Origin of the sequence: Paenibacillus sp. E222, assembly GCF_013401555.1 — a bacterium.
Taxonomy (GTDB): Bacteria; Bacillota; Bacilli; order Paenibacillales; family Paenibacillaceae; genus Paenibacillus.
On record NZ_CP058552.1, the window covers coordinates 6,392,654 to 6,412,044 of the forward strand.

19 protein-coding genes and 1 tRNA gene are annotated in these 19,391 nt (G+C 46.0%); 10 read left to right on the forward strand and 10 right to left on the reverse strand.

Annotated features, from left to right (window positions below; translation table 11 throughout):
• Nucleotides 1–176: 176 nt before the first annotated feature.
• Entirely contained in the window at nt 177–773 is a 597-nt protein-coding gene (locus HW560_RS28285) for a helix-turn-helix domain-containing protein (RefSeq protein ID WP_024629188.1), read from the forward strand.
• Nucleotides 774–1,457: 684 nt separating this feature from the next.
• On the opposite strand, the gene HW560_RS28290 is transcribed toward HW560_RS28285, so the two are convergent.
• Nucleotides 1,458–2,612: a sn-glycerol-1-phosphate dehydrogenase gene (locus HW560_RS28290; protein WP_179265259.1), complete on the reverse strand. Its 1,155-nt coding sequence runs from the start codon at nt 2,610–2,612 to the stop codon at nt 1,458–1,460.
• Between the two features lie 160 nt (nt 2,613–2,772).
• Between HW560_RS28290 and HW560_RS28295 the strand changes: the two genes are divergently transcribed.
• The gene (locus HW560_RS28295) at nt 2,773–2,952 is read left to right on the forward strand and encodes a hypothetical protein (RefSeq protein WP_090895499.1); all 180 of its coding nucleotides are present in this window, start codon (nt 2,773–2,775) and stop codon (nt 2,950–2,952) included.
• 59 nt (nt 2,953–3,011) lie between these two features.
• On the opposite strand, the gene HW560_RS28300 is transcribed toward HW560_RS28295, so the two are convergent.
• Nucleotides 3,012–3,095, reverse strand: a tRNA-Leu gene (locus HW560_RS28300).
• Between the two features lie 234 nt (nt 3,096–3,329).
• Between HW560_RS28300 and HW560_RS28305 the strand changes: the two genes are divergently transcribed.
• From HW560_RS28305 to HW560_RS28320, 4 genes are all read left to right on the forward strand, one after another.
• Entirely contained in the window at nt 3,330–4,517 is a 1,188-nt protein-coding gene (locus HW560_RS28305; protein WP_179265260.1) for an adenosylhomocysteinase, read from the forward strand.
• Nucleotides 4,518–4,557: 40 nt separating this feature from the next.
• Nucleotides 4,558–5,550 carry a Gfo/Idh/MocA family protein gene (locus tag HW560_RS28310; protein WP_090895497.1) on the forward strand — a complete coding sequence of 331 codons (993 nt, stop codon included), beginning with the start codon at nt 4,558–4,560 and terminating at the stop codon, nt 5,548–5,550.
• Nucleotides 5,551–5,615: 65 nt separating this feature from the next.
• A complete protein-coding gene (locus HW560_RS28315; protein WP_179265261.1) occupies nt 5,616–6,011 on the forward strand; it encodes a DoxX family protein in 396 nt (131 codons plus the stop codon).
• A 217-nt stretch (nt 6,012–6,228) separates the two neighbouring features.
• Nucleotides 6,229–6,588, forward strand: a complete 360-nt coding sequence (locus tag HW560_RS28320; protein WP_090895493.1) for a winged helix-turn-helix transcriptional regulator — start codon at nt 6,229–6,231, stop codon at nt 6,586–6,588.
• Nucleotides 6,589–6,667: 79 nt separating this feature from the next.
• On the opposite strand, the gene HW560_RS28325 is transcribed toward HW560_RS28320, so the two are convergent.
• From HW560_RS28325 to HW560_RS28345, 5 genes are all read right to left on the reverse strand, one after another.
• Nucleotides 6,668–8,284: a sensor domain-containing diguanylate cyclase gene (locus HW560_RS28325; protein WP_090895491.1), complete on the reverse strand. Its 1,617-nt coding sequence runs from the start codon at nt 8,282–8,284 to the stop codon at nt 6,668–6,670.
• 178 nt (nt 8,285–8,462) lie between these two features.
• Nucleotides 8,463–9,212 carry a spermidine synthase gene (locus HW560_RS28330; protein ID WP_257031458.1) on the reverse strand — a complete coding sequence of 250 codons (750 nt, stop codon included), beginning with the start codon at nt 9,210–9,212 and terminating at the stop codon, nt 8,463–8,465.
• Nucleotides 9,213–9,308: 96 nt separating this feature from the next.
• Nucleotides 9,309–10,211, reverse strand: a complete 903-nt coding sequence (locus HW560_RS28335; protein WP_090895486.1) for a LysR family transcriptional regulator — start codon at nt 10,209–10,211, stop codon at nt 9,309–9,311.
• 146 nt (nt 10,212–10,357) lie between these two features.
• Nucleotides 10,358–11,095: an SDR family oxidoreductase gene (locus tag HW560_RS28340; RefSeq protein ID WP_179265262.1), complete on the reverse strand. Its 738-nt coding sequence runs from the start codon at nt 11,093–11,095 to the stop codon at nt 10,358–10,360.
• Nucleotides 11,096–11,121: 26 nt separating this feature from the next.
• Nucleotides 11,122–11,364 carry an Atu4866 domain-containing protein gene (locus HW560_RS28345; RefSeq protein WP_256221963.1) on the reverse strand — a complete coding sequence of 81 codons (243 nt, stop codon included), beginning with the start codon at nt 11,362–11,364 and terminating at the stop codon, nt 11,122–11,124.
• A gap of 197 nt (nt 11,365–11,561) precedes the next feature.
• Between HW560_RS28345 and HW560_RS28350 the strand changes: the two genes are divergently transcribed.
• On the forward strand, nt 11,562–12,494 hold the full coding sequence (locus HW560_RS28350) for an AraC family transcriptional regulator (RefSeq protein ID WP_179265263.1): 933 nt from the start codon (nt 11,562–11,564) through the stop codon (nt 12,492–12,494).
• 331 nt (nt 12,495–12,825) lie between these two features.
• Here HW560_RS28350 and HW560_RS28355 read toward each other — a convergent pair whose 3' ends face one another.
• Nucleotides 12,826–13,263 carry a MerR family transcriptional regulator gene (locus HW560_RS28355; protein WP_090895480.1) on the reverse strand — a complete coding sequence of 146 codons (438 nt, stop codon included), beginning with the start codon at nt 13,261–13,263 and terminating at the stop codon, nt 12,826–12,828.
• 204 nt (nt 13,264–13,467) lie between these two features.
• Between HW560_RS28355 and HW560_RS28360 the strand changes: the two genes are divergently transcribed.
• Entirely contained in the window at nt 13,468–14,352 is an 885-nt protein-coding gene (locus tag HW560_RS28360; protein WP_179265264.1) for an SDR family NAD(P)-dependent oxidoreductase, read from the forward strand.
• 110 nt (nt 14,353–14,462) lie between these two features.
• Here the strand turns inward: HW560_RS28360 and HW560_RS28365 are convergent, their stop codons facing one another.
• The gene (locus HW560_RS28365) at nt 14,463–15,857 is read right to left on the reverse strand and encodes a DUF1254 domain-containing protein (RefSeq protein WP_179265265.1); all 1,395 of its coding nucleotides are present in this window, start codon (nt 15,855–15,857) and stop codon (nt 14,463–14,465) included.
• 160 nt (nt 15,858–16,017) lie between these two features.
• On the opposite strand from HW560_RS28365, the gene HW560_RS28370 reads away from it, so the two are divergent.
• Together HW560_RS28370 and HW560_RS28375 are read left to right on the forward strand one after the other, a co-directional pair.
• On the forward strand, nt 16,018–17,178 hold the full coding sequence (locus HW560_RS28370; protein ID WP_179265266.1) for an oxalate decarboxylase family bicupin: 1,161 nt from the start codon (nt 16,018–16,020) through the stop codon (nt 17,176–17,178).
• Nucleotides 17,179–17,255: 77 nt separating this feature from the next.
• The gene (locus tag HW560_RS28375; protein ID WP_090895471.1) at nt 17,256–18,395 is read left to right on the forward strand and encodes a zinc-dependent alcohol dehydrogenase; all 1,140 of its coding nucleotides are present in this window, start codon (nt 17,256–17,258) and stop codon (nt 18,393–18,395) included.
• Between the two features lie 111 nt (nt 18,396–18,506).
• On the opposite strand, the gene HW560_RS28380 is transcribed toward HW560_RS28375, so the two are convergent.
• Entirely contained in the window at nt 18,507–19,292 is a 786-nt protein-coding gene (locus HW560_RS28380) for a class I SAM-dependent methyltransferase (protein WP_257031460.1), read from the reverse strand.
• Nucleotides 19,293–19,391: the final 99 nt, after the last annotated feature.

Below are 19,391 nucleotides of genomic sequence, written 5' to 3' on the forward strand. Positions count from 1 at the left end.
ATTTAGTGAAACATTGTAATCTAGGAATATACTAGGATGTGAATTGCGCCTGTTCTAGTTCATAACTCCTCCTTTGTAGAGGATTCACGCATCCCTTCATTTGAAACAGGTGCACCCGGCACTTGAAAGTACCCCCGTACTTATTGTAGTATTTGGTTAAAAAAATCGGAGGAAATATGCCTAATCAACCAGAACAACATTCCATCCAGGCGTGGTCTCTGATCAACCGTAAATATTTGGGAAAAGGCGTCCGTGTTAAACGATTCCGAAAACCGACACGCTGTCAAATCCGCAACCGTGTTCTTCTTGCCGTGCTGATGGCCAATGATATCAAGTTGTCTCAGCTCGCCGAAGATCTATCCATCTCTTCACGCAGCGTCAGCGCGTGGGTGTATGAAGGACGGATACCCGGCAGTACCAATTTGGACAAGGCATGCCAATTGCTCGGCTACCCGCGCCACATTCTTTTTAATGAAGAAGTGGTACGCAAAAGCCCTGTCATTTGTCAGCCCGAGCCTTCCCGCTTCATGAAGCGTACGGTGACCCGTTCTCCGGTTAGCAACCGTATTCTGACAGGCTTGTGCATGGTCCATGATTTGTCGGTGACAGATGTCAGCCACTGGATCGGGGTTCACCCCGGCACTTTCCGCAAATGGCTGCATCAGGGAACGCTGCCTTCTGCTGCGTTTCAGGAACAAGCGGAACAATTTTTCCGCATCCCGAAAACTATTTTGTTCGCAGATGTCATCTTGAAAGATCGCCACAATAACTAAATTAGCGAACAACCAAAAGGCTCTGTCCTCCCCCATGGGAAAGACAGAGCCTTTTTAAATTATTATTTTTATCGTACAGGTTAAATTAGATTATCATTTCTCCAGTCGGGTGTACTCAGGTACTCAGCATCGTCTCTCAGGGGCGATAAGCGGCTCTCTTGTCCTCCAAACAGCTTTGGATGCATCATTCCTTCACTCCCAGTCACTCCTTCACCTGAGCCGGTACAGCGTGCTCTCCGAACGAGGAGATCACTTCCTTATCGAAAGGCGCGGCGACTCATCCCCATATGTACCTCATCGATGCCAACTAACCAACTCCATTAAATCATGGATCATTTAAAGAAATAGAACTTTATCGTTAGCATCATTTCCACAAAATATTTGTACGAACAATTTAATCCAACACTTTATATAGGATACAAAAAAAAGCCTTTCCCCTAAGGGAGCAGGCTTCAATCTACACTCTAATTCAGCTTGTGTAACGTTTGGTCCGCTCTATCCTACCCCCTTATATGACCGTGTTTTTCAAAAATTCATCTGAAAATATTGCTGTTGAATCAAATAACACCATCTCTATTGTAAACAAAGATAGTATCTTGTCTCGTACATTACATTACGCACTCACAATTTGTACGTACAACTAAAGTCATTAGATAACACTTGTTCATACTATTTCTTTCATCCTTATTTCGAACCCACGTTAAGAATTTCATTGATATATTTCAGTCCCGTATATCGATCTCGAAGCAAATGAGCTGTGGTGAACGCATGTTCCACCATCTCCATGGATACACCCAGTTGTTCAGTTGTTGTAGGGCCCCCAACTTGCTCAAGCCAAGCTGTAAGCTGCGATGCATCCGGCAGATTATTGTATACACGGAAAACCGGCTCGTCGGATTGTTGTGCAAGATCTTTGTATTTTACGGTAAGCAGTGCACAGGCCACTCCCACCTTGGCTCCATGCAAAACAGGTTTGTGCCCTGCCTCCATCAGATCCATCTCCCACCGATGGGACACATGATGCTCTCCACCAGATGCCGGACGGGAATGATCAATGATCAGCATGGAAATACCGGAAGCAATCAGCGCATCCATTAATACAGTCACACCATCGGCCCGTCCTTCAGCGATACCTTTGACATTCTCCACACAGGTCGTTAGTGCTTCTTCCGTCATGCGGTAAGCTACGGGGCAGAACGGTTCCCCACCCATATCCCTGGAAACTACCCAGTCCGCCAGTGATGTATATTTACCAAGCATATCTCCGAATCCGGCAGCATTCATCTCTTGGGGAGCTTGCTCCAATATATGAACATCCGCGAAAATAGCTTCTGGCGGCACCGCCTGGAACGTCTGTTTGACGCCGCTGACAATAAGAGGTGCACCTGCTGAAGTAAATCCGTCAACCGAAGCCGCTGTAGGTACGGACAGAAAGGGCTTGTCCATTTTGGAGCAAACAAATCTCACCAGGTCATGAATGGTCCCTGAGCCAGCAGCAATGATCGCCTGACTTTCCTGTTTCACACCCAAAAGTACCTGCACAATTCCACCCTCATCGGCGATCACGTCCCCCGCTTTGTTCTCTGGCATACATATCTCATCCACATGAACGCCTGCTTCACGAATGTTCTTTACCACCTCGTGTCCTGCTGCTGGCCCTGTAAATCGATCATATACCACTGTTACATGTTTGTACCCTTGCTCGGACAAATAGCGAGGTAACCGCTGAATAGCTCCATGCTCCAGATAGACCTGCATTTGCACCAACCGATGATCATGCCCACAATTACAATTCTGCACTTCTTCATTCCATGCAGCAATTCGCTCGTTCATATTCATTTCGCTCTTAACCTCCCTTAAGAAATATCATGCATAATTACATGGGTAAAACCACAAAATGAAAAAAGGAAATAAAATGTGAGTATTTTCCTGATCACACTTTACTTCCTGTTCTAAAAATTTGCAAATCCTAAACTCACATTCCCAAGCAGGTGAACCTATGAAATTAACCAAAGAAATAGGGATTTCTCTCGGATTTCTCGCAGGAACGACGTTGGGCAGCGGCATTGCTTTTCTGTTTCGTTTACAGGCGTATGAGGTCATGGCAAGTGTTGCGCTCTTTGGTATTGCTGGAGCGATTGCAGGCCTGTGTGTGCAGCAATTCATATTCAATAAATAAAAAACAAAAAAGCTCGCGAATTGCCTTTTAGAGCAATTTCGCGAGTTTTTTTTCTTCGATGCGGTCGAGAGGACTCGAACCTCCACGGGGGTTAGCCCACACGGACCTGAACCGTGCGCGTCTGCCAATTCCGCCACGACCGCATAATATGTATCTTCTCATCCTGGATGAAAAGCATTCCGGTCAAGCCATTGCTTGTTTTACCGTAATTAAGAGTATACATGCTCTCAAATAAGTTTGCAACACCTTTTTTACTAGCTGCAATGCATAGGACATATGTCCTTTTTTAACCTCATCAAACTCCCTATCGTAGACATTAAGCAGATCAAGTGTCCTGTTGGACACGCTATACCTTGCATAGAAATGGGGAGTTTTGCATGACGATAAAGAACACTACACAAGAACATATTGAAGAAGGAAAACGCAGCATTCACTGGACGGAAATGCATATGCCCCTGCTGGGCGAATTGAAATCCCAGTTTGCCAAAGAGCTGCCTTTTGCTGGCTTAACCATCAGTATATGTATTCATGTGGAGCCCAAAACAGCTGTGTTATGCCGCACACTTCAAGCAGGCGGAGCCAACGTTGTATTGACTGGCAGCCCGGGCACAACCAAAGATGCCGTCACAGCAGCTCTGCGGGAAGAAGGCATCACGGTATATGGTCAACGTGCGGACAGGCGCAATGAGCACCTGCATAATATACACAGTGTACTTCGTCACCACCCCCATCTCCTCATGGATAATGGAGCCGATCTGGCGCGTACCTTCATTCAGCAGTATGATACTCATTCTCTTATCGGTGGTACGGAGGAAACGACGACCGGTGCCAATCTGCTGCGTGAAGAGACGGGTGAGAACATCCCTTTTCCGATTATTGTTATTAATGATAGTCCACTCAAACGAATCATGGAAAATGAACACGGTGTTGGACAGACCATTATTGAAGGTTTTATGCGTACTACAAACCTGATTCTGCCCACACGTCGTTTCGTCATCGTAGGTTATGGAACCTGCGGACGAGGCATTGCCAGGTATTTGCGGAATCTGGGCAGCCAGGTCGTCGTTGTTGAAACCGATCCGATTGCTGGCCTGGAAGCGGCACTGGATGGATTCAGAGTGGCACGATTGGAGGATACATTTGCGTTTGCTCAAGTGTACATTACTGTCACTGGCCGTCCTAACGCCATTCTGAAGGAACATTTTAATCAAATGAATGACGGAACGATCCTCGCCAATGCCGGGCATTTTTCTTGGGAGATGGATCTGGAAAGTCTCCGTCAGGACGCAGAGCATTCGGAACAACTGACAGCGGATATCGAACAATTTACATTAGCGAACGGACGTCGACTCATGTTACTTACTCAAGGCGAGATGCTGAACCTAGCTGGTGGCAGCGGCAACCCTGCCGAAACGATGGATCTGGGCTTGTCCCTGCAAGCCGCCTCTCTCCACTATCTTGTAAAGCAACGCCAACATCTCACCCTCGGACCACAGCCGGTTCCTCACAGCGTTAACAACACCATTGCCGGACAGATGCTGAAGCATTTAAGCTACAAAATCTAATCCGTGTGATTGGTGATCTGCATTTAAAGGAGAGGTTCACATGAAAAAAGCCAAACTTTGTTTTATCGGTGCAGGATTCCATGCATCCACGAATATATATCCATCTGCTGTTGAAGCAGGAGCAGAAATTCAAGCCGTCGCCACCCGCAGTATTGAAAGGTCCGAGGCGGCTCTGCTTCGTTTTGGGAGCAGCGGGAACGCGTATGACAATACTCAGCTGATGCTGCAGAATGAAGACTGTGACGGCGTGATTGTTGTAGCGCAACCAGAGGATCAGACAGCACTTGCCCTTGAATGCATCCGGGCTGGCAAAAATGTATACGTGGATAAACCCCTCGGATGGAATGCTGCTGAAGCTGCTGCTGTGGCTGAAGCTGCCCAAAAGGCAGGTGTGGTTGTCATGGTTGGATTCATGAAACGATATGCGCCGGTCTACATGAAACTCAAGGAACTGATCGATGGTGGATCATTGGGCAGAGCACGTTCTTTCCAAATGAAATTCGCTGTAGACAGCACACCCTTCTGCAAGGATGAGGAACAATTCATGAAGCTCGCTGCCATTCATATGGTCGATCTGATGCGTTTCCTGTTCGGGGAAGCCGTACAGGTCACAGGCACGTCGGTTAAAGACGGAGAACATATTAACCAGAGCATTTCCCTGAAATTTGATCAAGGTGTGGTGGGCAGTGCCTACTTTGTCGGAATGAGTGCATGGTCACGCGAGAGCGAAAGTGTACTTGTCACCTTTGACGATGGATTTGCGTTAGCAGATGAAATTAACACACTTACGGTTCATCAATCTCGTACAGGGGATACCCTTCCCTGGAAATCCCTTGAGGAGCAGGATACTGTTTTCACCCCTTCTGGCTCTCCCATGTCAGGGGCTTATCGCGATCTCTACTTACGAGGATTTGTAGGGGAGATGGCTCATTTTATGGAATGCTGTCAGAACAAATCTGATCCACGTTCCAGTGGTACGGATAATATTGAAACTATGGCGTTGTGTGATACCATTCTGGCGTCGCTGATCTGAGATTCGTACGATATTCGTTCCATCATTTTATCATTTTATACAACCTGAGAAGAGGAAATAAACATATGTTAGACGCCGGATTACTTATTATTCGACTTGTTATTGGTTTTATTATGATGGGTCATGCATGCAAGAAACTGTTTGGCTGGTTTGGTGGAGAAGGCATATCAGGAACAGCCGCATTTTTCGGGGTGATTGGTCTGAGGCCTGCGAGAGTTATGGCTGTCTGTGGGGGCCTTATTGAATTGATCGGCGGGTTACTGTTTGGGACGGGTCTCTGGACTGGTTTTGCTGCCATATTGCTCATCATCCCTATGCTTGTTGCCATAGCAAAAGTCCATGCAGGTAAAGGGCTTTGGAATCTAAACGGAGGATTTGAGTACAATTTGGTTATGCTCGGATCGCTAATCGGTGTTGCACTAGCGGGTGCAGGGGCGTATTCTCTGGACGCTTTAATCTAATCTAGCTTTCCATTCCTTTCTATTCCTGAGAACCTCGATGTTTCGTGATACGAAACCGGGGTTCCTTTTTGTTTTAACTTCATGTCAATGCATGGGATGGGGTTTATAATCCAAGGGAGAAGTGATATGCTCATAGATGAGTAATATGTACATTTAAGTGCTGTAGTACTGAAATGGATACTATAAATAACCACCACAAACTGGAGGTGCAATTATAATGAAAATGAACGCGAAAGATGTGTGTCCCTCGCCTTATGGCTGTTCCGTTGAAGTCACGCTGAGCGTCATTGGAGGCAAATGGAAAGGTGCGATTCTATATCACCTATTCTCCGGCTCGTTAAGATTCAACGAGATCAGAAAGTTATTCCCTGATATTACTCAGCGGATGTTAACTCTCCAATTAAGAGAGCTGGAAAACAGCGGAATTGTTCACAGGGAAATATATCCTCAGGTTCCACCCAAAGTGGAATATTCGCTTACACCGTTTGGAGAAACGCTCCAGCCGATTATTTACAGCATGCGAGACTGGGGAGAACAGTATACAAATGAAGTCCTGGCCAGATCACAAGAGGTCTAAACAAATGACAAAAAGAAGCTAATCCTTTCTTCGATGGGATCAGCTTCTTTTGTTTTTCAAGATTGAAGGTACGCAAACCTTATTTTATGACCGTCTGAATGGTAATGGTACGATTACGTCCCTCTTCCTTGGCTTGATATAACGCATTGTCAGCCAAATGGAACAACTCTGTTGCCGTTGTGGAATGCAGTGGATATTCGGCAATGCCTGCCGAAATCGTCACAGAACGATCAATGGGCAATATACTTTGTTCCACCGATACACGGATATGCTCGGCAATCTGATACGCTGTTTTGGAATCCGTATGTCGCAATAACACAACAAACTCCTCCCCGCCAAAACGGGAGCCTACATCCTGCGTCCGAACGGACAGTTTAATAATATTCGCGATATGCTGCAGAACCTGATCCCCTGCATGATGCCCATACGTATCATTTATGGATTTGAAGCGGTCAATATCCAGGACCACAATGGAGAAAGGAATTTCTTCATCAATCCAGCGCTGGATGACTTCTTCAAATGTTCTACGATTCGTCATTCCGGTTAATACATCCGTTCTGGCATCATAAGTAAGCTGATCCTTCTGTTTTCGAAAATTCGCCAATGCGGTCAACACGGTGCGTGTTAACAAATCCGCTTCCCTGTTCCAATGCGGCTTCATTACAGGCAGATCTACTTTACCCTGATCCACCTGGTTAACCAAGTCCGCAAGATAAACAAATGGACTGGCCAGCTTGCGCGCTACACGAATAACGATAAGTGTCAGAATGATAAACGGGATTGAAGTGTACAGCAGCAGCATGCGAATATGTTGATTCAGTTGATCGTATACCATCTGGGTTGGAGATACAACGACAACTCCCCAATCTGTTGTGGGAACCTTATAATAACCTGCGAGTGAATCCACACCCGCCAGATTCTTGTATTGTTCTTTGCCTGTCTGGTCGTGAAGCAATTTTTGCACCACTTGATTTTTGCTTAGATTTTCACCAATTCTTTCCGTATCCGGATGAAACAACAACGTCCCTTTGGCATCAACAATAAAAAAATAAGAGCCATTACTGGTCTTCAGCTGACTGCCAAATGACAGGTTCAAGATGTTGTTTTCCTGTAGATAGATGCTCCCACTAATTAAACCATTGAATTTACCTGATGGACTGAAGATCGGTTCACTTATAAATACGATTCTTCGTTCCGAATAAGGCCCGCGGTAGGCTTCGGATATATAGGAAGACCTTGATTTAAACGCCTTTTTGGCTGCATCAGAAGTTATAGGCTGTCCGAGGCTTTTTTCCAAATAAGGAGAGGAACCCCGAATAATTCCCGATGCATCAACCAGAGAAACCGAATTGAAATAATTACTGCTGTTTCGAATCAAATCCAGTGTAGAATCCAGTTTTTTCGCATCTGAGTAGTCTATTTCCGGAAAATAACTCGCTGAATACTTCAAACTGGTCTGCATGGATTGAAACAACGAGTCCAGTGTTTGGCTCATCTGCACGGCACTGGAATAATTAAGTGAGAGTGTACTATCAATCAGCGACTGCTTCTGGGATGTATAAGATGAAATAAACATAATGGTCAGTGTCATCAAAACAGCAATGGTGACCAATCCACTCAATAGAGCGGTAAGGCTGATTTTTTTGATCTTCCTTACTTTTCTTTTTAATCTGGATGTTTTATTCTCTGCGATCATTATTGCTTCCCCCGGTTTTTCATGAAAAGGCATATTCCTTCTATTTTATACGAAAGTTGTTAAGAAGAAATAAATAGTTTATGAAGTTAAGAAAATTAAATCGGAAGATTGACGATTTGATGACATTTGATGACATGGAAGCCGCTTTCTTCGAAATCTACTGGATCTGGATTCAAGATTAAGATTCATATGAATCCACAATTACATATCCCTCGCCAGGCTGTTGTTCTACAAACCCAGCCATATGACGCGTTTGAAATGAAATCGGTCCGTCGCTACCGACCAAAATGCGATTTTGAACTTCATCCGTTGTTTCAGCTGGCAATGCAAATGAGCGCGTATACGCGAAGTGTTCCTGTAACGTGGCATGAATCGCATTCACCAGTCTGTCATTGCCAACACGACCAAATACATTCAGCAATACGATACCACCAGAATGCAATTTGTTTTTTAACATAGTGAAAAATGAGCTTGAAGTAAACTGTGCAGGAGTTCCTGCAGCCGTAAAGGCATCTACAATAATATAATGGTATGAACCTGAGGCCTCCTGCTCCAATAGTTCACGACCGTCACCAACCAGCACATGACCTCCACGATATCCAAAGAAAGTTCTGCTGAGCTCAACGACTTCTGCATCGAGTTCGGCAACTTTTACTTGACGGTTGGACAGGTAGGTTGATAAGGTTCCAATACCATGCCCAATGACAAAAACAGATTCATAATCGGGATTATTTCGTTCCATCAGATGCACCATCGCTCTTGGATACTCCAGCACCATTCGGGATGGCTCGTCCAGATCCATCGCCCCCTGAACTGCTGCATTGGAGAACTCCAGCACACGAAAACGGCCCTTTTCCCCATAAAGCTTGGATGTATCATATATCATCAACTCATGCTGTTCACTCTTATTTCGGTATAAAACTCGCACTGACCGTTCTCCCTTCGTACTTTTACGCAAATGACTATAAGTGTGTTCCTAAAAAAAACCGACTCCGCTGGAACGGAAACGGTTTTCCATGACTATTTACGATTGAATCGCCTCATGCAGAGCCTGGACATACTCCATCCCCAGATTGGAAAGCGAAGCATTTTTGTGGCTGATCCATCCGACATTAATGGTCTCTTCACACTCCAGCGGCACGGGGATGATCTCGTTCCCGTTCAGGTCGGCACTAAGTACACCTGTCGAGATCGTGTATCCGTTCAAACCGATTAGCAGATTAAACAGCGTAGCTCGGTCATTAACCTGTATGCTTTTGGGATGAGAAAGCGTGCTTAGGATCTCCTCTGAAAAATGGAAGGAGTTATATTCCCCCTGGTCAAAGGACAGGTATGGATAATCCTGAAGCTGTTCAATCGCAACCGATTCCTGCTTCGCCAGCGGATTTTGCACACTGATAAAAATATGCGGCTTGGCAACAAACAGACTGTTGAACACCAGCCCCGCATCCTTAAGCAGCTTGTTAATCACCTTGGCATTGAATTCATTCAGATATAGTATGCCAATCTCGCTGCGCAGGCTTTTCACATCCTGGATAATCTCATACGTTTTCGTCTCCCGCAGAGCCAGTTCATATTCATCCTGTCCATACTGCTGCACCAGCTTAACGAAGGCATTTACTGCAAACGCATAGTGCTGTGTGGAGACGGAAAAATGCTGCGGAGACGGCTTCGCGTTCAAATAACGATTCTCCAGCAATTCCGCCTGCTCCACCACTTGGCGCGCATAACTTAGAAATTCCACACCTTCTTTGGACAGCGTAATTCCTTTATTTGTGCGTTCAAAAATGGTAATCCGCAGCTCCTGCTCCAGATCCCGGATGGCATTCGACAGGCTGGGCTGGGAAATAAACAGCCGCTTGGCGGCTTCATTCATCGAGCCACGCGTGGCGACTTCAATCACATATTTTAGCTGTTGCAGCGTCAATGCATTATTCCCCTCTCTCTGGTGCGTTACTTGATCATACTATACCATATTGCAACCCGGACGAGCTCTCTTTCAGGGTACAAAAAGACGCCCTCAACCCGTACATATGGTTGTGGATGTCTTTGGAGTTTTACTTACAGAGAGGTTTAAGCCATACTTGCTGTTGGTCTCACCACGATTTCATTCACATCCACCTCAGCCGGCTGGTTGATCGCGTACAGAATGCTCTGAGCAATCGCCGTGGCCGGAATGGTTATGCGCCGATAGTCTTTCATAAACTCGCGTGCTTCAGCATCCGAGATGGATTCGGCAAGTTCGGATTCAGTCACACCTGGTGATACGAGGGTCACGCGAATATCTGCGCCTACCTCCTGGCGCAAACCCTCCGAGATCGCACGGACAGCGAATTTGGTTGCACAATAAACTGTGGCTGTTGGGGTCACGGCATAGGCACCAATAGAGGCGATATTAATAAACTGGCCGGAACCCTGTTCTTTCATAACCGGCAGCCCCACGGCGATGCCGTGTAGAACACCCCGAATATTAACATCAATCATACGGTTCCATTCGTCGACTTTTCGCGCTTCAAGGCGCGATAACGGCATGACTCCTGCGTTATTAACAATCACATCCAAACGTCCATAACGACTGAGCGCAAGCTCTACGATCGTTTGCATCTCTTCCAGCTGTGTAACATCAAGTGCATGATATTCTACAGAACCACCTTCCGAACGAATGGAGGACGCCAGCGCCTCCAGACGATCCACTCGTCTTGCACCAATGACAACATGTGCACCATGCTCTGCCAACAGACGCGCCGTTGCCTCCCCAATTCCGCTGCTTGCACCCGTAATCACAATGACTTTTCCTTTTACATTAGACATTTTGATTTCTCTCCCCATTCAATATTTTATTGTGCACTTTCTCTGTACAGCACCATGCCCGCATGGTAAAGCACACCGTCCTTAAAATCTCCATCTGCGGTAAAGCCGGTATCATCCACATATTCAATATGGTCTCCATCGACTACGTACCGACCTTGATATGCACTTTGCCTATTTCCCCGCGCTTCATCATAGCGACCGTCAGGGAGAAGTTCGTGCTTGATGTAGCCATCCTTCGTCACCCACATTCCAACATACGGGTGCTTCACTTCTTGTTTTCTCCCGATGTTTTGCCTGCCATATTTCCAGGACACTCCTTTCTGTTTCCAACAGATTCAATTGCTTATCTTCATTATGTAAGGGATCAGTCTATGTGCGATAGAAGAATCCCACAGTATTCTTGCCTATTCGTCCAGCACATTCTAAAATGGTTAAACAAGTACGAGGAAAGGAGGGCCTGCAATCCATGTTTTCGAAATTGGAACAGAATACAGCTATTATTCAGCAGCAGCAGGAATTGGCTCGCTTAATCGGCCGATTCACCCACGAAGACGGGGTTCATCTAACAGCAATTCCTTCGCTTGCTTTGATCCGTGCTTCCCAGATTTCAGAGCCTATTCATACCGTGCACGAACCCGCCCTCTGCATTGTAGCCCAAGGGTCCAAACTGGTTATTCTCGGGCAGGAGAGCTACACCTATGACTCTTCACAGTATTTGGTCGCTTCCATAAATTTGCCTATTTCAGGGCAAGTTGTACAGGCCACGACAGAACATCCCTATCTCTGCCTGCGACTTGATTTCAATTCAGGGCAAGTTTTTGATCTTATTCAAGATTCTCCCTCTACGCAAAATAAACCCGACAATTCAACACGTCGCGGGTTGTTTGTAAGTTCAACCAAGCCTCCACTTCTGGAAGCCGTAATCCGATTGGTCAGATTGCTGGATACAGCTGAAGACATTCCTGTACTTGCACCGCTTATCATCCGCGAGATTCTATATCGCCTGATACAGGATGAACACGGACATTCCATTAGGCAGTTTGCAATTCAGAACAGTCACGCACAGCATATCGCTCAGGTCATTGAAGTGATTCAATCAGAATACGCCCAACCGCTGCGAATCGAGCAATTGGCTTCTATGATCAACATGAGCACATCCTCCTTGCATTATCATTTCAAGGCCATTACCGCCATGAGTCCACTGCAATATCAAAAACAGATTCGATTGCAGGAGGCCCGGCGAATGCTGCTTGCAGGTTCAACCGATGCAGCCGATGCTGCATTCCAGGTTGGTTACGAGAGTCCTTCCCAATTCAGTCGGGAGTACGCCCGCATGTATGGCCTTCCTCCCAAAAGTGATATCAAACGCCTTCGCCAGACACTCCATATCGAGTGCTAACTTTAAGTAAAAATGAAGCTGTCTCAAAAGGAATTCCGCCTTGCTCCAAGCGCTAACGAACCTACTGCACCTTAAAAGGCGGATCATCAATGCTTACAAGATTTAACGAACCTCCGTAACGCTATTTCATCATAAAACGTGTCAAAACCTAAAAAATCGACCGAATCGACGAAATAACGTCTCTGTGATTCCTTAGATCTCAGATCTGGGCATATGGAAGCGAATAGCGTGTCTCAGGTTCATTCAAACAAAATAACACGACCAAGGGATGTTCCTGTCATATTCATGACTTATGGGACATCCCCTTTTGGTTCCGCTGAGCATGCAGCGTTCAAGAGAAGATGTTCTTTTTTTCAAAAACAGACATCTGTTTCTCCCCGGTAATCGGGCACTCATCCGGAAACATGCTTCGCTTCTCCATCTTCTCATCGATAAAATCGACGATCTGCTGCAAGGAGACAATCTGCGCTTCAATCTTCTTCCGATGGTTTAACAGCATATCACGCTCATCCGGGAAATCTTCCAGGTCCGAATCCACCGACATCTGTAGATAAGGCTTCATCTCCTCCAGAGACATACCTGTTTTTTTCAAACAAGTAATAAGCTTCATCGTCTGAATATCCTCCGGACGGTATACCCGATGGCGATTGGCCTTGCGTTCAGCTCGGGGAAGAAGTCCTATCTTCTCATAATAACGAATCGTATCTTCCGATAATCCGGCTTGTTCTGACGTCTCTTTAATAGAGAACACTACAGGATCATTCATCATCGTTGACCTCCTCCGCATTCATTAAATTCTATCTTACAACTTGGAGTCAGCTCCAAGTCAAGGTGTGATGAGTTCCAACATTCCACTACTCAAAAATTAAAATTTAAGCCAACAGTTCGCTTGACTTGGAGTCGACTCCAAATTATAGAATGAGCGCATTAGACAGATTGGCTCTGTCATCCCATTCACTCAGGAGGTATTTATATGAATTCAAACTATATACGTCGTACAGCTTTAATTACAGGATCAACTTCGGGAATCGGTCTTGAACTGACTCGCATCTTGTTAGCCGAAGGCTGGGAAGTTATCGGCCTTAACCGTTCTGCTTTTCCAAAGGAGGACAGTGATATTCAGGACGGACTGCGCTCCGGCCAGCTCCGTTGGGTTCAAGCTAATCTTACTCAGTACGATAGTCTGAGAAAAGCACTCAACCAGATTAAATCCGAAACGGATACCATAGATGTATTGTTTAATAATGCCGGGGGGAGCGGTAACGATCTCCGTTTGTCCGATCAGGGGCATGAAATGCATTTTGAACTGCAGACGGTGGTGCCGTACATCATTTATATGGAACTACAGGATCTTCTTCACAAAAGCACCTTGAAAACCGTTATTAATACATCCACCAGTGCGTTTAATATGGTCAAACAGTTTAACCTGGACATTCTGGAACATCCAGCCGAGTTCAAAAAGCTCTTCGGTCCTTATGCCGTCTCGAAGCTGGCACTGTCCTTGTGGACACGCGAAGCTGCTGCTTCCCCTGCGGCTAAGGGAATCCGGTTACTCAGCGTGGACCCTGGAGGCAACAATACACTCAGAGGTAACAAAACATCCGGACTGCCCTTTTACATCAAACCAATCATGAAGCTGTTCTTCCCACATCCAAGTCACGGAGCTTCTCTGCTTTATAACGCTGCCATTGCGCAAACCAAGCTTACATCCGGTACTTTCTTGATGAAAAACAAACCCACCCATCTTCGTTTTACGGATCAAGGCTCAGCCATTCTGAACAGAGTACATGACATTTATGAGCATGAATTTATGCAGCTTGACTCCAAAACCGATCCAGTAAGCAAAAAAAGGATCTGAGCTTTCTTCTGTATTTATCCAAAAAGACGGGACCGAGCGTATCGGTCACGTCTTTTTGCTGTTCCTTTGAATTCATTTAATCCGTTGATTTATGGTATCCAGCACCATCCCTATTGTATCCTGGCGACCGGAGGTACTTCATACTCCCTTTTCAGCATCGATGGTTTCGGCGCAAACATTCTCAGTACCAAATTGAATTCTCCTGGCGGTGCGGGAAGCCAATTCGACTCTTTCCCTTCAGGAGCAGATGGCTGGATATAAATGTCCAATGAACCGTCAGGGTTGTACAGCAAACCTTTCGTCAAATCCCCAATCGAATATCTGCGAATGGCATTATCGACCAGATAAAAATCCGAGCCATACAGGGTGAGAGACCAAAATCCGGTCACCTGTGGAAGATCATTCGGGTTAAAATGCAACACATAACGCTGCTTGCCTTGCAGCTTTTCCCCATTTTGATCAACAAATGCACGTGCATATAGCTCTTCCTGCGGGACATTGGCGCCCAAACCGGAATACGCAACGACAGCTCGCAGCAGAAATTGGTTGCCATAGGTTCCAATATTATGGCCGATATACCATCCATTGGTGGTCGGGATCGATTGGACTGAATTCGTAATGATACCCTGCGCATCTTTTGCGGCACGCAGTAGTCCGGCTTTCGTGGCAGCATTCAGATCAGCTGGTTCAAACCCCTTGGCAGGATCAATGCCAACTAGCTTGAACTGATCCAGCAGAACTGCATCACAGGCAGGCGGAGGGTTTTGCCGAATCTGCTCCGTCATGATTTTATAAAAAGCTAACGGATCGTTCTTCATGGAAGACATCTGATTCAAAGACGAATCGTCTGTTATGCCACTGGAAGGATTACGGGTTGGTGCTGAGAGGGTGAATTGTTTCTCGAAAGCAGCTGCACGGTTCAGATCCTCTTCTCCATTCACTTGCACACGTCCGAGCAGCCAAACGATTGGCGTTGGCGTTTGGATAGATGTTTTGGTTACATTACTGCTTCCAGCCGGCCCAACGATGGTAAATTGCTCTGCCTTGTTTTTGGTCGTACGATTGGACACATTCCTGAACGTATTGGTGTACGCATCAAGCATTTGGACGGTGTAATAACGGTCATCCGTATTAGCTGGAACGTTCAGGACCACTGAACCTTTGGAGAGATCCAGCCAGGCACTAAAATAAAGCGTATTGCTATTAGGAGTTACAATATCGTGATATTGGGGAGAAGCCAGCTTGCTGGAATAATAAAACTGATTGAGCGGAGCCCTTGTTTTCAGAGCCATCTGTCTCGTTTGTTCCATAACTACCAGCGGATAGCCGTATATGTAAGCCTGAACCCCAAGCGAATAAGCCAACTGCTCCTGAGAAGAAGCTGCTTTGTCTTTCTTTATGTAATCTGGACTGGCCTGAACCTCCATTGACCTCGCGGCGATCGAAGTGGATACAATCCCAACGATGAAACAGATGTAAAGCAATAACCTGAAACGTTTATGCATTCCACTCACCACCTATCATGAATTTTCACGTTATTTTCCACCTCATTACCGCAGATTATTCCAATTCCCCGTCCCTCATAATTGCCAGGCTCTGGTTCATAATCTTTCACTATACCGACATCTGTCATGGGATGAAGTGATGAACTGGAGGAATCCGCATATGAAAAATGAAAACAACACTGGCAAGCCATTAATTATACCGCAGCCAATACGAAAAGACGGTGCCGGAGGACCCGATCTGGGACCTCGGGATGTAATGAGAGATATACAAAATCCGGATATGCTGGTGCCTCCGATAACCGACAACGGTTTATTACCCAACCTAAGAATGTCTTTTTCCGATACACACATGCAGTTAAACCATGGCGGTTGGTCCCGCGAAATTACGGTACGGGATCTGCCCATCGCTACAACACTGGCTGGTGTGAATATGAGTCTTACACCTGGAGGCGTACGGGAGCTGCACTGGCATCAGCAATCGGAATGGGCTTATATGATCTGGGGTACAGCACGGATCACGTCCGTGGATCAGCAAGGTCGTAATTTTATTGCAGATGTTGGACCGGGAGATCTGTGGTTTTTCCCAAAAGGTCTGCCTCATTCCATTCAGGGTTTGGAGGATGGGTGTGAGTTTTTGCTTGTATTTGATGACGGGTCCTTCTCTGATCTGAATACATTATCCATCTCGGATTGGTTTGCGCATACGCCACCAGAAGTGTTATCCGTCAATTTTGGCGTACCTGAATCCGCATTCCACTCCATGCCAACAGAACAGGTTTACATTTTTCAGGATCAGGTCCCTGGTTCCGTCGCAAGCCAGGAAGTGCAGTCCCCCTATGGCACCGTTCCGCTCTCCTTCAAACACCGGCTGTTAGCCCAGAAACCGATCATTACACCAGGAGGCAGTGTGCGCATTGTGGACTCTACCAATTTCCCGATCTCTACAACCGTTGCCGCAGCACTCGTCGAAATCAAGCCTGGAGGCATGCGCGAGCTTCACTGGCATCCCAATGCGGATGAATGGCAATACTATTTGACTGGGCAAGGAAGAATGACGGTATTTGGAGGAAATGGTGTCGCGCGCACTTTTGACTATCGGGCGGGAGATGTTGGATACGTACCTGTAGCCATGGGGCATTATATTCAGAATACGGGCACCGATACGTTATGGTTTTTGGAGATGTTTAGAAGTGATCGCTTTGAGGATATCTCCCTGAATCAATGGATGGCATTAACCCCGGAAGATCTGGTGCGTGACAACCTGAACGCTTCCCCCGAACTGCTTCATGCACTGCGTAAAGAAAAATGGCCTGTCGTTTAGTAAAGCTACATCTCTATCAAATAGAGGCTAATCGGGTAAATGTTAAATAATCCCAATCACGAAGGAGGAATATGAAGATGAAAGCCGTTACTTTTCAGGGAACCAAGGATATTCAAGTCAAAGAGGTGGACGATCCTCGATTGCAGCAAAAGGATGACATCATCGTGCGTATTACTTCTACAGCCATATGTGGATCAGATCTGCATATTTATCAGGGAGCTCTGCCAGCCCAGAAGGATTATGTCATCGGCCATGAGCCGATGGGCATTGTTGAGGAAGTCGGCCCTGAAGTGACGCGAGTAAAAAAAGGAGATCGAGTGGTATTGCCTTTTAACATCTCCTGCGGCGAATGTTTTTATTGCAACCACGACATGGAGAGCCAGTGCGATAACTCGAACCGCAATCCGGAGGTTCATACCGGAGGTTATTTTGGCTTCACGGAGCGATACGGCAATTATCCTGGCGGCCAGGCTGAATTTTTGCGTGTTCCTTATGGGAATTTCATGCCTTTTGTCATTCCCGAATCATGTGAACTGGAGGATGAAGCTCTGTTGTTCCTATCCGATGTGCTTCCTACTGCGTACTGGAGTGTTGAGAATGCCGGGGTGAAGCCGGGAGACACTGTAACTGTGCTTGGCAGCGGGCCGATTGGTCTGATGGCACAAAAATTCGCCTGGATGAAAGGTGCCAAACGAGTCATTGCTGTGGATCGCCTTCCATATCGACTGGACAAAGCCAAACGAATGAATGATTCCGAAGTATTTAATTTTGAAGATTACGATGATATGGGTGAACATATTCGCGAAATCACCCAAGGCGGAGCGGATGTTGTCATCGACTGTGTAGGCATGGATGGCAAGAAATCCACTTTGGAGGAAATTGGACAGAAGCTGAAAATCCAAGGCGGTACATTAAGTGCAATTGAGATCGGTATCAAGGCTGTGCGCAAATTCGGGACGATGCAAGTAACGGGTGTCTATGGCTCAACCTATAACATGTTCCCCCTAGGTAATCTGTTTGAACGAAACATTAACCTGAGAATGGGACAAGCCCCTGTTATTCACTATATGCCGGAGCTTTTCCGCAAAATCACGGCTGACGAATTTGACCCTACCGAGATCATTTCTCACCGCATTGCGCTGGAGAATGCGAAGGAAGCTTATCGGATTTTCTACGAACACGAAGACGAGTGTACCAAAGTTATACTGAAACCTTGAGTATGTGACGACGATTAAAAGGCAGAGGACCCGTGTAAAGAAGGGAAATCTGCCTTTTTTTGATTTTATTATTTGCCCACTTCAACAGATTGGTTAAATGATGATGAAGCCTTATTTCGCCTTTACCGCCTGAATATATACACTTTCTCCTTTGAAGCTAACGAGTCTGCCAGACTGCGCCAGTTCAAAATTGAAATACTTCTTAATCACTGATGGCGCGCTCAGCATACTTGCTTCAAGCTCTTTGCTCTCCGGCTCCGGAAGTCCAGCCCTGTTGCACCAGTCTTCAAATATAAAGTGTTTTTCAAAGGAAACCATCGTTTCCATTCGAAATCCGGCAAGCTCCAACATCCGAATCCATTCCGTCTTACGCCATGCCCGAACATGACTTCCATCACGCCACTTCTCGATTTCATTGTAAAATTGGTCGTTCTCGTCACGTTCAGGTGCCACATTATCAATTAATAACAGTCTGCCACCAGGTTTCATTACTCGAAGCGCCTCTGAGATAAAAGAAGGTACGTCTGGAAAATGGTGTGCAGCAATACGACAGGTCACCAGGTCAAAGAAATCATCCTCAAAAGGAATGTGTTCAGCATCCCCAGCTATAAAATCCACATTCTGATGCCCATTTCCCCGGATAAAGCGCTCAGCCACTTGTAACATCTCATCCGTTAGATCCAATGCGATAACCTGCTCCACAAGCGGAGCTAATGCATTAGCAACATGCCCTCCTCCAGTGGCAATATCCAGCACCTTCATATCAAGGCTCGCTTGAGATGAAGCAACAAGCAAGGCCAGATCATCCCCTTTGGCATGACCGACACTAGTCACGTATTTCTCTGCATTTTTAGCAAATTGTTTGCGCACTTGTCCTTTAATCTGCTCATTAGACACGATATCTCCTCCTTTTCGTTTCATTAGATGAAACTGAGTTTCATTAATTTGTTATTATTTATCTTATCACAGAATGACCTCTAGCGAAATAAAAAAGCA

What these genes read in the sequence shown, in the direction of transcription:
- HW560_RS28285 (WP_024629188.1), top strand. Translation starts at nt 177, where the DNA reads ATGCCTAATCAACCAGAACAACATTCCATCCAGGCGTGGTCTCTGATC.
- HW560_RS28290 (WP_179265259.1), bottom strand. Translation starts at nt 2,612, where the DNA reads ATGAATATGAACGAGCGAATTGCTGCATGGAATGAAGAAGTGCAGAAT.
- HW560_RS28295 (WP_090895499.1), top strand. Translation starts at nt 2,773, where the DNA reads ATGAAATTAACCAAAGAAATAGGGATTTCTCTCGGATTTCTCGCAGGA.
- HW560_RS28305 (WP_179265260.1), top strand. Translation starts at nt 3,330, where the DNA reads ATGACGATAAAGAACACTACACAAGAACATATTGAAGAAGGAAAACGC.
- HW560_RS28310 (WP_090895497.1), top strand. Translation starts at nt 4,558, where the DNA reads ATGAAAAAAGCCAAACTTTGTTTTATCGGTGCAGGATTCCATGCATCC.
- HW560_RS28315 (WP_179265261.1), top strand. Translation starts at nt 5,616, where the DNA reads ATGTTAGACGCCGGATTACTTATTATTCGACTTGTTATTGGTTTTATT.
- HW560_RS28320 (WP_090895493.1), top strand. Translation starts at nt 6,229, where the DNA reads ATGAAAATGAACGCGAAAGATGTGTGTCCCTCGCCTTATGGCTGTTCC.
- HW560_RS28325 (WP_090895491.1), bottom strand. Translation starts at nt 8,284, where the DNA reads ATGATCGCAGAGAATAAAACATCCAGATTAAAAAGAAAAGTAAGGAAG.
- HW560_RS28340 (WP_179265262.1), bottom strand. Translation starts at nt 11,095, where the DNA reads ATGTCTAATGTAAAAGGAAAAGTCATTGTGATTACGGGTGCAAGCAGC.
- HW560_RS28350 (WP_179265263.1), top strand. Translation starts at nt 11,562, where the DNA reads ATGTTTTCGAAATTGGAACAGAATACAGCTATTATTCAGCAGCAGCAG.
- HW560_RS28355 (WP_090895480.1), bottom strand. Translation starts at nt 13,263, where the DNA reads ATGATGAATGATCCTGTAGTGTTCTCTATTAAAGAGACGTCAGAACAA.
- HW560_RS28360 (WP_179265264.1), top strand. Translation starts at nt 13,468, where the DNA reads ATGAATTCAAACTATATACGTCGTACAGCTTTAATTACAGGATCAACT.
- HW560_RS28365 (WP_179265265.1), bottom strand. Translation starts at nt 15,857, where the DNA reads ATGCATAAACGTTTCAGGTTATTGCTTTACATCTGTTTCATCGTTGGG.
- HW560_RS28370 (WP_179265266.1), top strand. Translation starts at nt 16,018, where the DNA reads ATGAAAAATGAAAACAACACTGGCAAGCCATTAATTATACCGCAGCCA.
- HW560_RS28375 (WP_090895471.1), top strand. Translation starts at nt 17,256, where the DNA reads ATGAAAGCCGTTACTTTTCAGGGAACCAAGGATATTCAAGTCAAAGAG.